The sequence below is a fragment of the Bacillus sp. PK6-16 genome (genome assembly GCF_056530295.1).
In genome coordinates this window covers 3,033,027-3,046,414 of the sequence record NZ_CP096511.1, presented here as the reverse complement: position 1 = coordinate 3,046,414, position 13,388 = coordinate 3,033,027, and the positions used below count along the sequence as shown (strand labels likewise).

At 33.7% G+C, this 13,388-nt stretch carries 10 protein-coding genes, 1 pseudogene and 2 other annotated features; of the genes and pseudogenes, 10 read left to right on the top strand and 1 reads right to left on the bottom strand.

Features of this window, described 5'->3' with window-relative positions; translation table 11 throughout:
- Positions 1-31: 31 nt before the first annotated feature.
- The 10 genes and pseudogenes from M1D66_RS15545 to M1D66_RS15500 all read left to right on the top strand — a co-directional run bounded on the left by M1D66_RS15545 (position 32) and on the right by M1D66_RS15500 (position 11,509).
- Positions 32-376, top strand: a complete 345-nt coding sequence (locus tag M1D66_RS15545) for a hypothetical protein (RefSeq protein WP_049107703.1) — start codon at positions 32-34, stop codon at positions 374-376.
- 145 nt (positions 377-521) lie between these two features.
- Positions 522-1,340 (top strand): nucleotidyltransferase family protein, encoded by an 819-nt coding sequence (locus tag M1D66_RS15540; RefSeq protein ID WP_001139241.1) that lies wholly within the window; start codon positions 522-524, stop codon positions 1,338-1,340.
- A 310-nt stretch (positions 1,341-1,650) separates the two neighbouring features.
- Entirely contained in the window at positions 1,651-2,271 is a 621-nt protein-coding gene (locus tag M1D66_RS15535) for a YdbC family protein (protein ID WP_049107702.1), read from the top strand.
- Positions 2,272-2,457: 186 nt separating this feature from the next.
- Complete coding sequence (gene rluF / locus M1D66_RS15530; RefSeq protein WP_001222171.1) at positions 2,458-3,165, top strand: 23S rRNA pseudouridine(2604) synthase RluF; 708 nt, start codon at positions 2,458-2,460, stop codon at positions 3,163-3,165.
- Between the two features lie 122 nt (positions 3,166-3,287).
- Positions 3,288-3,511 (top strand) — a binding site (T-box leader).
- A 36-nt stretch (positions 3,512-3,547) separates the two neighbouring features.
- Positions 3,548-3,770, top strand: a binding site (T-box leader).
- Between the two features lie 44 nt (positions 3,771-3,814).
- A complete protein-coding gene (gene thrS, locus M1D66_RS15525; protein ID WP_086385984.1) occupies positions 3,815-5,737 on the top strand; it encodes a threonine--tRNA ligase in 1,923 nt (640 codons plus the stop codon).
- Between the two features lie 249 nt (positions 5,738-5,986).
- Positions 5,987-6,754, top strand: a complete 768-nt coding sequence (locus M1D66_RS15520) for an ABC transporter ATP-binding protein (RefSeq protein WP_242554594.1) — start codon at positions 5,987-5,989, stop codon at positions 6,752-6,754.
- An 11-nt stretch (positions 6,755-6,765) separates the two neighbouring features.
- The gene (locus M1D66_RS15515; protein WP_000897863.1) at positions 6,766-8,646 is read left to right on the top strand and encodes an FtsX-like permease family protein; all 1,881 of its coding nucleotides are present in this window, start codon (positions 6,766-6,768) and stop codon (positions 8,644-8,646) included.
- Positions 8,647-8,798: 152 nt separating this feature from the next.
- Positions 8,799-9,518, top strand: a pseudogene (locus M1D66_RS15510) (MFS transporter); the annotation flags it as partial.
- Positions 9,519-9,639: 121 nt separating this feature from the next.
- Positions 9,640-10,506, top strand: a complete 867-nt coding sequence (locus M1D66_RS15505) for an ABC transporter permease subunit (RefSeq protein ID WP_000929104.1) — start codon at positions 9,640-9,642, stop codon at positions 10,504-10,506.
- A gap of 1 nt (position 10,507) precedes the next feature.
- Positions 10,508-11,509 (top strand): ABC transporter permease subunit, encoded by a 1,002-nt coding sequence (locus M1D66_RS15500; RefSeq protein WP_000267878.1) that lies wholly within the window; start codon positions 10,508-10,510, stop codon positions 11,507-11,509.
- A 44-nt stretch (positions 11,510-11,553) separates the two neighbouring features.
- Here M1D66_RS15500 and M1D66_RS15495 read toward each other — a convergent pair whose 3' ends face one another.
- The gene (locus tag M1D66_RS15495) at positions 11,554-13,254 is read right to left on the bottom strand and encodes a pyruvate oxidase (protein ID WP_212125815.1); all 1,701 of its coding nucleotides are present in this window, start codon (positions 13,252-13,254) and stop codon (positions 11,554-11,556) included.
- Between the last annotated feature and the right edge of the window lie 134 nt (positions 13,255-13,388).

Sequence of the window (13,388 nt, the reverse complement as noted above, 5' to 3'; positions counted from 1 at the left end):
TTTCTATACGTGAATAATTAAATTTAGTAAAATGATGAAAGTTATATGCGAGAAAAGAGGGTTTTTAGTGAAAATGAATAGAAGAAAACTGGTTTTAAGTATTTCAATGGCTATGTTATTAGTTGGTTTATTTGCACTCATATATGTAGACAAAGAATCTAAAATTAAAGATTTTCCAGTGCCAATGTCAGCAATCCATATTAACGATGATAATGAAGAGGACTATCAATATATAAGTGTAATGCCAATTACAAAGGCGAGTGGATGGGAGAACTTAGGGGAAAACAGGCATACTGTTAGTTTTAAAAAAGGGGAGCGGAAGGTAACTGTATTACATTATCCAGGAGAAATTACGTATTATTTATTTGAAAAATAATTGATGATAAGAGAGATAGGAAGTGAATGATATTGTAGGATTGTTTACTTTCTATATCTTTTGATTTTTAATTCTGAATTATTTAAATTATAATTACTATGTGTATAGAATAAAATAATATTTAGTATGGAGATGAGATGACAAATTGCCAAGTATAAAAAAGATAGGTCGTTTTTGTTCTACTGATGATGAAGGATATATTATAAATGATGCACATATTGAAAAAGTTCAACCTATATTTATGGAGGTAATACAAGAAATAAAAAATACTTGTTGTGAATTGTTACAGGATGATTTACACAGTGTTTATATAAGAGGCTCAATTCCAAGAGGGATTGGAATTAAAGGTATTGCTGATATAGATGTAATTATATTAGTGCGAAAGGATCCTAAATTAATAGACTTAAGTTGGCGAAAGAAACTAGAAATTAAAATTTTGCAAAAATTCAATTGTATAACAGGAGTGGAATTGAGTTTTTACAGTGAAAAAGAAGTGATAAATTCCAAGAGTTTTTCTTTTATAAGCTTCATGATACAGACACATGGAGTATGTATATTTGGTGAAGATGTAACATTGTCTTTGCCTAAATATAAAGTAAGTCAGGAGTTAGCCTATGAACATCTTATTCAATTGGGAAAACAAATTGGACAAGCACGCAAAGAGTTAATACATAATAAAGGCGTGGAAGATATAGCGGATTGTTGTCGTTGGATTATGAAGATAATAATCAGGTCAGGTCTAGCATTGACAATTGAGAGAGAAGGACTTTATTCCAGAGACTTATATCCTGCCTATGAATTATTTAGTAAGCATTTTCCCGAACAAGAAAAAAATATGAGAAAGGCATTACAATATGTAATTGAACCGATAAATGATATAAATGAAATTTTATTATTTTTAAGTACGTTTGGTGAATGGCTGATAGAAAGAGCGGCTGCTTTTTTGAATACTATAGATAACTAGAAGAATATAATTATGTTATGTAAATAAATGAACGATCTAAATGTTCGTGATTTTGCAGACTATTATGGGATCCCGGAAGATGTGACAAAAGGAAGTTCAAATGGATATTTAACAGCCTATCTTTTAAAGTATCGTTTTTGTGGGAACAGAAAAAATAAATATGCGTGTTGAACAAGGAGACGAGATGAAAAGGCCCTCTTTAGTACATATAAGAGCTGAAGAAATAGAGAGTAAAAATAATGTTCGTTTAGGAGAAAAGTAGAAAGTATTGCAGATGGGAAATGGAATGTAAGATAAGGGGGAATTAAAAATGCTACTAAAAACAATCTACTGTAAGGTGGAAGAAGAGAAAAAGGAATTGTTTTCAAATGCGCAAGGAAAATGGCGTGATATACGGCACCTAGATGGGTTTCATGGACAATTTGGTGGATGGTATGAAGATGAGGCATGTGTATTTACTTTATGGGAAGATAGAAGTACATATCAATCATTTATGAATGGTGCTCACGATACAATTTATGTAAATAGTAATCAAGAGGATACGTTTCTTTCATGTGAAATTGAATTATTTCAAACGTTGTATGATATAACTGATACGCATTTGAAAGACGTTGTTACAGAAGGATCATTCGTAAGAATTGCTATATGTGATGTAAAGGTGGAAAAGGAAAATCATTTTTTACAGAAGCAAGAAACAATTTGGAATAAAGGAATGGAAAAAGCAAAAGGAATGTTAGGTGGAGTAGTTGGGAAGTCTTTAAAAAATGAAAATCGTTACATAGTGTTAACGTATTGGAAAGATGAAAAGACGCATCAACATTATGTGGAAGAGATTTTCCCAGGTTTATATAAATTAGCTAATATTCATGAAGAGATAGAAGAGATAAAAGGAAAACAAGCTGTATGTAAGGAAGAATGGCTTGTATATTAAACGCTGAAAAAGTGCATAAATGAATGTATAATAAAGATATTTTCTTATAAACAAGTAATTAATAGAAGACGTTATATACCCTTTCATGTTAATATATTTAAGTTATAATAGGAGGCTTACCCTTTTGTATTGTACGGTAGAAGCAGTGTGAGCTTGAAATTTTTTTTAGAAAAGGATGTGCCTAATTTGCGTATCAATAAATTTATTAGTGAAGCTGGAAAAGCGTCTCGACGTGGAGCGGATAAACTAATTAATGAGAGAAGAGTAATTATTAACGGTAAGGTTGCAAAAATTGGTGACCAAGTGAACCCAGGTGATGATGTACGAGTAAATGGAGAGCAGCTTCGAATTGCTCGAGATCACGTATATATCGCTTTAAATAAACCAGTAGGTATTACATGTACGAGTGAAAAATCAGTAAAAGGTAATATTATCGATTTAGTGAACCATCCTTTACGAATTAGTCACATTGGACGTCTTGATAAAGACTCAGACGGTTTAATTTTGTTAACGAATGATGGTGATATTGTTAATGAAATTTTACGTGCTGAAAACAAACATGAGAAAGAATATATCGTTTCAGTAGATAAGCCAATTACACCTGATTTCTTAGAGAAAATGGCAGCGGGTGTTAAAATTTTAGGAACAAAAACGCTTCCTTGTGAGGTTACACAGTTATCAAAATATGAGTTCCAAATTATTTTAACACAAGGGCTAAATCGTCAAATTCGCCGTATGTGTGAAGCTTTAGGTTATCAAGTATACACGTTAAAACGTACGAGAATTATGAATATCGAATTGAATAATTTACCAGTTGGGCAGTGGAGAGATTTAACGAAGAAAGAGAAAAGACGTCTATTTGCAGACTTAAATTACGAACCACAAGATTGGTAAAATTGTGAAGTGAAACCAAAAAAAATTGGTTTCACTTTTTTAAATTAAATAAATAATTTTTTTAAACACTTGCAAAAATAAAATGAATAAGATATATTAAATAACAATAAATGGATGTTTTACAAAAAGCAAAGAAAAGGACACGAGTTATTTTCCCCGGTTATACAGAGAAGGAAGGAAAGCTGAGAACTTCCTAACGCAGAAAAATAACTTACCACCTTAGAGCTGCACTAGGGAAATGAAGTATCTAGTGCCGTGTATGCGACGTTATCGCAAAAGAAGCCATTATGTTTTTTGTGATGGGAATCTGGGTGGAACCACGGATATAAGCATATTCGTCCCTATATTTAGGGATGAATATGCTTTTTTGCATTCAATTTTATAATAAGCGAAGAAAAGGACACGAGTTATTTTCCCCGGTTATACAGAGAAGGAAGGAAAGCTGAGAACTTCCTAACGCAGAAAAATAACTTACCACCTTAGAGCTGCACTAGGGAAATGAAGTATCTAGTGCCGTGTAAACGACGTTACCGTAAACGAAGCCATTGTATATTTACAATGGGAATCTGGGTGGAACCACGGGTAAAAGCACGCTCGTCCCTATTTTAGGGATGAGTGTGCTTTTTATTATGAAATGGAGAGATGAAAAATGAAAGAACAAATGATTGAAATTAAATTTCCAGATGGTAGCGTTAAAGAATTTGTAAATGGAGTTACTTTAGAAGAAATTGCTGGATCCATTAGCAGTAGTTTGAAAAAGAAAGCAGTCGCGGGGAAAGTAAATGATGGATTATATGATTTACGCCGAAATATTGAAGAAAATGCGGAAGTGGAAATCATTACTATAGATTCAAATGAAGGGGTAGAAATTGCAAGACACTCCGCGGCACATATTTTAGCGCAAGCTGTAAAAAGATTGTATGGTGATATAAATCTTGGAGTAGGACCTGTTATTGAAAATGGATTTTATTATGATATGGATCTTCCAAGAAGTGTAAACATAGAAGATTTACGGAGAATCGAAAAAGAAATGAAAAAGATCATAAATGAAAATATAAAGATAGAACGAGTTGAGGTTTCTCGAGAAGAAGCAGCTAAACTGTTTCAAGAAATGAACGACCGCTTGAAATTAGAACTTTTAGAAGCAATTCCTAGTGGGGAAAGTGTAACACTATATAAACAAGGTGAATTTGTAGATTTATGTAGAGGACCACATTTACCATCTACAGGTTATTTGAAAGCATTTCAATTAACTCACGTTTCCGGTGCATATTGGCGAGGTGATAGTAATAACCAAGTGCTTCAGCGCATATATGGTGTTGCATTCTCTTCTCAAAAAGAATTAGAAGAGTATTTACATTTCGTTGAAGAAGCAGCAAAAAGAAATCATCGTAAGTTAGGCAGTGAGCTTGAGTTATTTATGTTTTCTGAAGAGGCTCCGGGAATGCCGTTTTATTTACCGAAAGGACAAATGATTCGTAACGAATTGGAAGCATTTTTAAGAGAAATTCAAAAAGAGTACAATTATCAAGAAGTACGCACTCCGTTCATGATGAACCAAGAAGTATGGGAGAGATCAGGGCACTGGGGACATTATAAAGATAATATGTATTTCTCTGAAGTAGATAATAAAAGTTTTGCATTAAAACCGATGAACTGTCCAGGACACATGCTTATGTTTAAAAATAAATTGCATTCTTATCGTGAATTACCGATTCGTATGTGTGAATTTGGTCAAGTACATCGTCATGAATTTAGTGGTGCGTTAAACGGATTATTAAGAGTACGTACTTTCTGCCAAGATGATGCACATTTATTTGTAACTCCAAAACAAATTGAAGATGAAATCAAATCCGTAATGGCGCAAATTGATTACGTATATAAAACTTTTGGATTCGAGTATGAAGTAGAGCTTTCTACTCGTCCAGAAGATTCAATGGGTGATGATAAATTATGGGAGCAAGCAGAAGCGGCATTAGAAAATGTATTACAATCGCTAAATTATAAATATAGACTAAATGAAGGTGATGGCGCATTTTACGGGCCGAAAATTGATTTTCATATTAAAGATGCTTTAAATAGAAGTCACCAGTGCGGAACAATCCAGCTTGATTTCCAAATGCCAGAGAAATTTGATTTAAATTATATAGATGAAAATAATGAAAAGAAAAGACCAGTTGTTATTCACAGGGCAGTTTTAGGGTCATTAGATCGCTTCTTAGCAATATTAATTGAGCACTTTGGAGGTGCGTTCCCGGCATGGGTGGCACCAGTTCAAGTGAAAGTAATTCCAGTTTCAAATGCAGTACATGAACAATATGCCAATGAGATTGCACATAAATTAGCACAAGCTGGAGTTCGTGTTGAACAAGATGCACGAGATGAAAAATTAGGATATAAAATAAGAGAAGCACAAATGCAAAAAGTACCGTATGTTCTTGTTATTGGGGATAAGGAAATGGAAAACGGAGCTGTAAATGTACGTAAATATGGGGAAGAGAAGTCAGAAGTTATTGCGCTAGATGTATTTGTGGCAAGTATTGAAGAAGAAATAAAGAATAGAAAATATTGATTGTAAAGAAAACACACTATTAGAAATTAGTGTGTTTTCTTTTTTATCTTACAAAAATGTAAGGTAAATGTAAGCGAAATCGAGGGAACGAGTTGTAGAAAAATGAGAATATGAAGTAGGAAAAAGGTTCATGTTACAGGTGTAACTCTTCTTAAATGAATAATTAAAAAATTCTTAAGGATTCACATGACAAAATAATAAGAAATATGTGAGAAATTAATTTTATACAAAAGGGATGGAGTGAAAGAGATGTCAACAAATGTAGTTACTGTAGAAAGTGTAGAAAAAACGTATGGGAAAAGAAATGAGAATCAGTCAAAAGCATTAAGGGGTGTATCGTTAAGTATTAAAGAAGGAGAATTTGTCGGGATCATGGGACCTTCTGGGTCTGGAAAAACGACTTTACTTAATGTGATAAGTACACTTGACCAAGCGACAGGTGGTAGTGTGACGATAGCTGGTACAAATATTACTTCTATGAAGGGCAATGCGTTATCTGATTTTCGCTCTCAAAAATTAGGTTTCATTTTTCAAGATTTTAATCTTCTAGAAAACTTATCAATTTATGAAAATATAGCTTTACCACTTTCTTTGCAAGGCGTACCGTCAAGTGAGATTACTGGAAAGGTAAATGACGTTGCGAAAAAATTAGGCATCACCGAAATTTTAACAAAATATCCGATGGCTGTTTCTGGAGGACAAAAGCAAAGAACAGCGGCGGCCAGAGCTTTAGTACATAATCCAGCAATTGTATTAGCAGATGAACCGACAGGTGCGCTTGATAGTAAAAACGCAAAAAGTTTATTAGAAGCGATGCAAGATTTACATGAAAATCACAATGTAAGTATTTTGATGGTTACACACGATGCATTTAGTGCAAGTTATTGTGAGCGTATTTTATTTATTCAAGATGGTCTTCTTTATAAAGAATTAAATCGTCAAGGCACTAGAGAGAATTTCTATCAAGACATTTTAGGTGTGCTCGCTCATATGGGCTCAGCTGCTGAGTCTAAGTAGGGGGCGAAACTATGTTATTTAAATTATCACGTCATAGTATGAAAAAGATGTTAAAAGATTATATGGTTTTACTTATTGGTCTCGTTATTAGCATTAGTATTTTTTACATGTTCCAAACGATGGCGATGAATAGTGAATTTACGAAGGATAATAGTCTTATTAGTAGTATTAGACTCGTATTCTGGGTAGGTGCAATACTATTATCTTTCATTACTGTATTTTATATTATATATGCCAACTCTTTCTTGCTCACATTAAGAAGAAAAGAACTCGGTATGTACATGATGCTTGGTGCAAAAAAGAAAAAAGTAGCACAGTTATTATTTATTGAAACATTCGGTATGGGGATTGTCAGTATTATTATCGGTATTTTAGTAGGGATGTTACTTGCAAGTGTAGCAGGAAACTTTTTAATGAATGGAATGGAAATTTCAGCAAAAGGTAGTTATGCATCTGTATACACACCAGCAATTTTAGTTACAGCTATTTTCTTCTTAATACTATTTTTCATTACTGGCTTAATGAACAGTGTCCGATTGTTACGTAAAACTGAACTAGAGTTAATTCGTGAAGATGAAACACTAGATGAAGTGAAGAAAAGTAAAACTCGCATTATAATAATGACAGTACTTGGTGTATTACTAGTAAGTACAGGGTACTATTTTATGATCAATGTAAAAATATATGCTGAATTAGGTTTTATTATAGCGACCATCGTTACAACACTTGGAACATATTTTATCTTTAGTTCATTACTCCCATTTTTTGTGATGAAAATTAAGGGGAATAAAAAACGAAATGAAACTGGTCTAAATAGTTTTACATATGCACAGCTACGCTTTCGAGTAAATAGTTTATCGAGAGTATTAGGTACTGTAGCGATGTTAATTGCATTAGGGGCAGGTGCGATGACGGCAGGTATGGCTTTCCAAAAAAATGTAGGTATTATGACAGACCTTTCTCGTGTATATGATGTCGTAATTCATGATCCAAATGAACAAGATACAACAGCATTAAAAGAAATGGAAATTGTTGAAGAAAGCAAGTACAAGTATAAAGTAGATGGGGAAGCGGTTTACTACTTACGTAATGATTTAACAGCGAAACCACCACTAATTTCCGAACGCTTTGATACGAAAACTTTAAAAGAGCCTGCGCGTAAACGGGTGGCTGAACCTTTAACTGAACCTATATATTCTGCTTTGGAAGCTCCTGAAGTAGCAAAATTTCCTCGTATGCCAAAAGATTGGGAAGATGCGATTGTAAGAGAGATACAAATTACACATAATCAATTCAACGGAAAACCTGTAAGAATTGCAGATGAAGCGCATTATAAAGGAATTCAAGGAACAGAACACACTGTAACATTAGCAAAAGTAGATGATATGAAAAAGTATAAACCGTTGTTGATTGAAATAGATAAGAGACAAAAAGAACAAATTGAAAAAACAACAGGTACAAAAGTAGACATATTTACAAAAATGACAATTTATCAGTTAACGAGCAGTTTCATGAGCGGAACAATGTTTATGGGATTTTTCCTCGGAATTGCCTTTTTAGCAATGATGGCGAGTTCCCTTATGTTCAAAATATTAACAGGTGCTTCTCGTGATGTACGCCGTTATGAAATGTTACGAAAAATCGGTGTAAGACGTAGTATGTTAACGAAAAGTATATATAAAGAAATTTCATATTTATTTATCTTCCCAGCGATCATTGGCATTTCTCACGTTTTAGTAGGGCTTAACTTATTCAGCTTTATATTAGTTGACCCGTTTGTAAAAGTGTGGGTGCCAATAGGAATTTTCTTAGTCATTTATTTCATTTATTACTGGATAACTGTTCAACTTTATAAAGGTATGGTAATGCCGAAAGAAGAGGTAGCTAAATAGTTTATGAAAAGAGTCCTTGTGTTGAGAATAAGGGCTCTTTTTTTATGTTTTTTATTAAGAAGGAAAAGATTGGATAATGGTCGAAAAATATAATGTAACTTCCAATAAATGACTAAAACAATACTATTTTGTCGAGAGAAAGGATACGAAGTATGAAAGAAATGCTACAGTTATTTCGCAACAAAGTGTATGCACGTTTTTTTCTAGCAAATATTTTAGAGCGACTCGGTTCTATGATTGCTGGAATTTCTTTAATGTTTTATTTGCTAGATCAATACGGAAAACAACCAGTTTACGCAACGATGACACAAATTATGATTGCATTACCTGCATGAATCTTTTTTCTATTAGTAGGGACAGTAGTGAATCGTTTTGATAGACAACGTATATGTACAGTAAGTAACATATGTTGTTCGCTCTGTAATATTGGAATCCTAATTTCGCTTTATTACGGGATGATTATACTTGTCTTTATATTTTTATTTTTGGAAAATGCATGTATACAATTTTTCTCTCCATCAGAACAATCGATGATACAGGGAGTAGTTGAATCAGACCAATACGGTGCAGCAGCGGGTATTAATCAAATGGTAAATAGTTTGTATGCTTTGTTTGGTGTAGGAATTGCAACGATGGTGTACTGGACTTTTGGAATTTATGGGAGCATTTTAGTAAATACACTTACTTTTATTACGAGTGGTATTTTGATTCAAACGATCTCCATTCCAGAAAAAGTTCGTTTACCAAATGGTAGAACAAAATGGAAAGAAGTTAATTTGAAGATGTTAATAACAGAGTTTAAAGAAGGGATTAGGTATATATACCAAAATGAAACTTTAAAAAAATTACTTTTGGGATTTATCGTGTTTGGTTGATTATTTTTTGTTACGTGTTTATTCCAAGCTATTTTACTAAGTGGGAAAAAGCGAATTCAAGGTATGGTTGAAGAGGTTTGCTTTTTTCTGAATATTCTTTTTTAAAGGGGTAATAGTTATGTTGATGCGAACTGCTAAGTGGTGTGGGATTACTTGTTTACAATTATTCGCTGCAATTCTATGTATAATCTGTTTAGGTGCGCTCCCTCGATTATTTAAGGGATTACAAATTGATTTAATTGGTTTTTGGAACACGATTGTGTTTATTGGAGGAAAGTTACTCCAACCTTGGGAAATTACATATGGATTTCGAGATTCGAGGAAATTATTTCCGCAAATATGGATTCATTATTTAGAGACAATGTTTGTATTTATTTCGGCATTTTTACTGTCATTACTTATTGCGTATGTTCTCGTTGTGTGGGTATTACAACGGTCTCAATCAAAGCAACGAATGTGGAATGGGATTTTTGTTGTACTTGAAAGCATCCCAGATATTTTAATAATTTTATTATCGCAACTTCTAGTCGTAATAATCTTTCAAAAGACAGGCTTTATGCCAGTAAAACTAGCGGGGATTGGGGAGGAAAGGGCTCGCCTATTGCCAATAATATGTCTAACTTTGCCTACAACACTATTATTTATTAAGCTACTACTATTACGTTTCAGAGAAGAATTAGAGAAAGATTATAGTATATTTGCTAAAAGTAAAGGGCTTAGTTTACGACATATTTTAACAAATCATATTTCAAGAAATGTTTTGTTAACAACAATCTATTATGCAAAAACAAATATTTTATTTATGTTATCAAATTTATATATTATTGAATGGATATTTAATACGTACGGTATGTTTGTTTTTGTAAAAGAAAATTCGAAATTAGAAATATTTACAGTAAGTTTAATTATATTATACGTACCGCTTTTTATACTATTTCGTTTATTACATACGTTTTTACAAAATGTAATAAAGGAGCGTGTTTAGCATGTGGCAAGTTGTAAAAAGAGATGTGAGATTTTGGTTTGGTGTTACTTTTTTAAGCGTACTTATGATTGTTAGTATTGGAAATACTTTATTTTTCGATGGGAATATCCGTGAACTTACGATGATGTATAACGAAAAAGGAGAACTAGAGGCTGCTCCATTTTCACCGTCGAATAAATTTTGGTTCGGTAGTGATGAGAAAGGACGCGATCTTTTCCAGCTAATAATAGAAGGAGCGAAATGGACAGTTGGTGCGAGCGTAATTATAGCGATTCTACGAGTTATAGTTGGAGGAGGTATTGGTTTGCTTCTTGGTATGTATAGCAAACGTTCTTTTCCAGTTATAGCATCTTTTTTTGATCCGTTCAGCATTGTACCTATGGTTATGATTTCTTTTTTTGTGTTAAAGGAAGTTTTAGTGTTTGAAAATGGGACAGTACCAGAGCCGTTTCATTTAAGGGTAATATTTCAAATGGTTATCCTTACGTGTTTAGCGGTACCAACAATTATGTTATATACAGCGCAGGAAGTCCGTCGGATAAAAAGAGAAGAATTTATGATGGCAGCAACTGTGCTTGGGGGCAGTAAATGGCATAGAGTGAAAAATCACGTATGGCCACACGTATTACCATCATTTTTTTTACTTGTTGCTCAACAATTTGTGAGTACTTTATTACTTCTCTTGCATCTTGGCTTGTTAGAGTTATTTTTTGGTGGAACAATTATCTTTGGTACAGAGGCAGATAGTGTAACAAAAGAATGGACCGGTCTAATTGGTCAAAACTTCCGTCATTTAACTACTCATACATGGATTGTACTTATACCGATTGCTTTTTATAGTATGACAATTTTAGCTGGAAATCTAATTAGTAATAGCATGCAAGATGCGATTAAGTTAGGAAATGTGAGAAAGCTAGAGAGGGAAAGTAAAGAATTACAAGTAGAGAAACAAGTACAACCAACTATGAATGACTTTTCTTTTTATAGAGAGATACAAAAATAAAAAAGATAGCTGAAGACAAATTGTTTTCAGCTATCTTTTTTCGTTTAAAGTGGAGGTAAATCAATCTTACCTTCTTCAAATAATTCTTTTATCATATGCTTCGTATAACCAGCGGCTTGACCAAATGTGATTTTTGCTGGCATTGGTGCTTCGTTAGCATCTACAACTACATCAATAATACACGGTTTATTTTGTTTTACTGCATTTTCGAAAGCGGGAAGGAGTTCATCTAAATTCTCAACACGGTATCCAATACCTCCACACGCCTCTGCATATTTTGCAAAATCAGGGTTCGTTAAATCTGTTTCGAATTCGATATTACCCATAACTTCTTGCTCGAATTTAATCATCGCAATTTTATTATTGTTTAATACGACGACAACGATTGGCAATTTATATTTTACAGCTGTTACGAAGTCATTCATCGTCATTCCAAATCCGCCATCACCACAAACTGCAAATACTTGTTTATCCGGGAATGCAATTTTTCCAGCAAGAGCACCAGGTAAACCGCAACCAAGTGTTGCGAGCCAGCTAGAAATGACAAATTGCTGGTTTGTCATACGGAAGTGTCTTGCGGTCCATACTGTTACATTTCCGACATCGACTGATAGAATTGCGTCATCATGTGCTACTTGCTGCAGAGCATGCATAACGCGTTGTGGTTTAATTGGAATGGAAGAGTCTTCTTCTTGATCGTGTAATTTTTCTTCCCACTTTTTCATCATTTCTTGGTGATGTTCTAAGAAGGAATGGTCTGTGTGTTCTTCAACATTTTCAATTAACCATCGTAATGTTTTATCAGCATCACCAGCTAAACCAATATCTGTCGCATAACGTTTCCCGATTTGGGCAGGATCTGTATCGATATGAATTGTTTTTGCTTTTTCAGGTAAGAAGCTGGTGAACGGATAAGAAGTACCGACCATAATTAAAGTATCTGCATGCTTCATTGCTTCATAAGAAGGTTTCGTTCCAATCAATCCTAATCCACCAATACAAAGAGGGTGTTCATCAGGAATAATTCCTTTAGCTGGTAATGTAAGTACGATTGGAGCACCAATATGTTCTGCCAATGCAAGTAAAGATTCTCTTGCATGTTTTGTTCCTTTTCCAGCTAAAATCACAGGCCTTTTCGCTTCATTTATTGCGAGTTTCGCTGCATCTAAATCTTCTTTTTGTGGAAACAACTCAGGCAAAGTAAAAGAAGTATTTGTAACACGGGCACCATTTTTTACTTCGAATTTAGGGACATCATCTGGAATTGTAAGAACGGATACACCTTTTTTCGTATAAGCCATTCGAATTGCTTGATTCACTACGGCAGGTAGTTGCTCTGCTGACATAATACGCTGGTTATAAACCGCAACATCATCAAACATTCTTTCTAAATTTACTTCTTGGAAAAAGTCCGTTCCAAGTAAATCGGTTTCTACTTGACCTGAAATTGCTAGAACAGGGGCTTTATCGAGTTTCGCATCATATAAACCATTTAATAAATGAATAGCACCAGGCCCTGCAATTGCCATACAAACGCCAAGTTTTCCTGTTAATTTTGCATAGGCAGCCGCTGCTAATGCACCAGCTTCTTCATGGCGAACTTGAATGAATTTAATTTGATCTTGTTTTTTTCTTAAAGCTTCAATGATAGAATTGATGGAATCTCCAGGCATACCGTATATGTGTTCTACTCCCCAGTCAATTAATAAATCAACTAATGCTTCACCGGCTGTTTTCCCAAACATAATTGTTCCTCCTTATAATAGGTAGATAACATTATGTTTTGGATAAAAAGGGAAAATATACAAATAAGAAAATTTATCTGGTTATTTGTAATCTAAGAATCAGTGTGGGAGGAACAAAAGTTTCACTTTAGCAA

What these genes read in the sequence shown, in the direction of transcription:
- M1D66_RS15545 (WP_049107703.1), top strand. Translation starts at nt 32, where the DNA reads ATGATGAAAGTTATATGCGAGAAAAGAGGGTTTTTAGTGAAAATGAAT.
- M1D66_RS15535 (WP_049107702.1), top strand. Translation starts at nt 1,651, where the DNA reads ATGCTACTAAAAACAATCTACTGTAAGGTGGAAGAAGAGAAAAAGGAA.
- thrS (WP_086385984.1), top strand. Translation starts at nt 3,815, where the DNA reads ATGAAAGAACAAATGATTGAAATTAAATTTCCAGATGGTAGCGTTAAA.
- M1D66_RS15520 (WP_242554594.1), top strand. Translation starts at nt 5,987, where the DNA reads ATGTCAACAAATGTAGTTACTGTAGAAAGTGTAGAAAAAACGTATGGG.
- M1D66_RS15515 (WP_000897863.1), top strand. Translation starts at nt 6,766, where the DNA reads ATGTTATTTAAATTATCACGTCATAGTATGAAAAAGATGTTAAAAGAT.
- M1D66_RS15505 (WP_000929104.1), top strand. Translation starts at nt 9,640, where the DNA reads ATGTTGATGCGAACTGCTAAGTGGTGTGGGATTACTTGTTTACAATTA.
- M1D66_RS15500 (WP_000267878.1), top strand. Translation starts at nt 10,508, where the DNA reads ATGTGGCAAGTTGTAAAAAGAGATGTGAGATTTTGGTTTGGTGTTACT.
- M1D66_RS15495 (WP_212125815.1), bottom strand. Translation starts at nt 13,254, where the DNA reads ATGTTTGGGAAAACAGCCGGTGAAGCATTAGTTGATTTATTAATTGAC.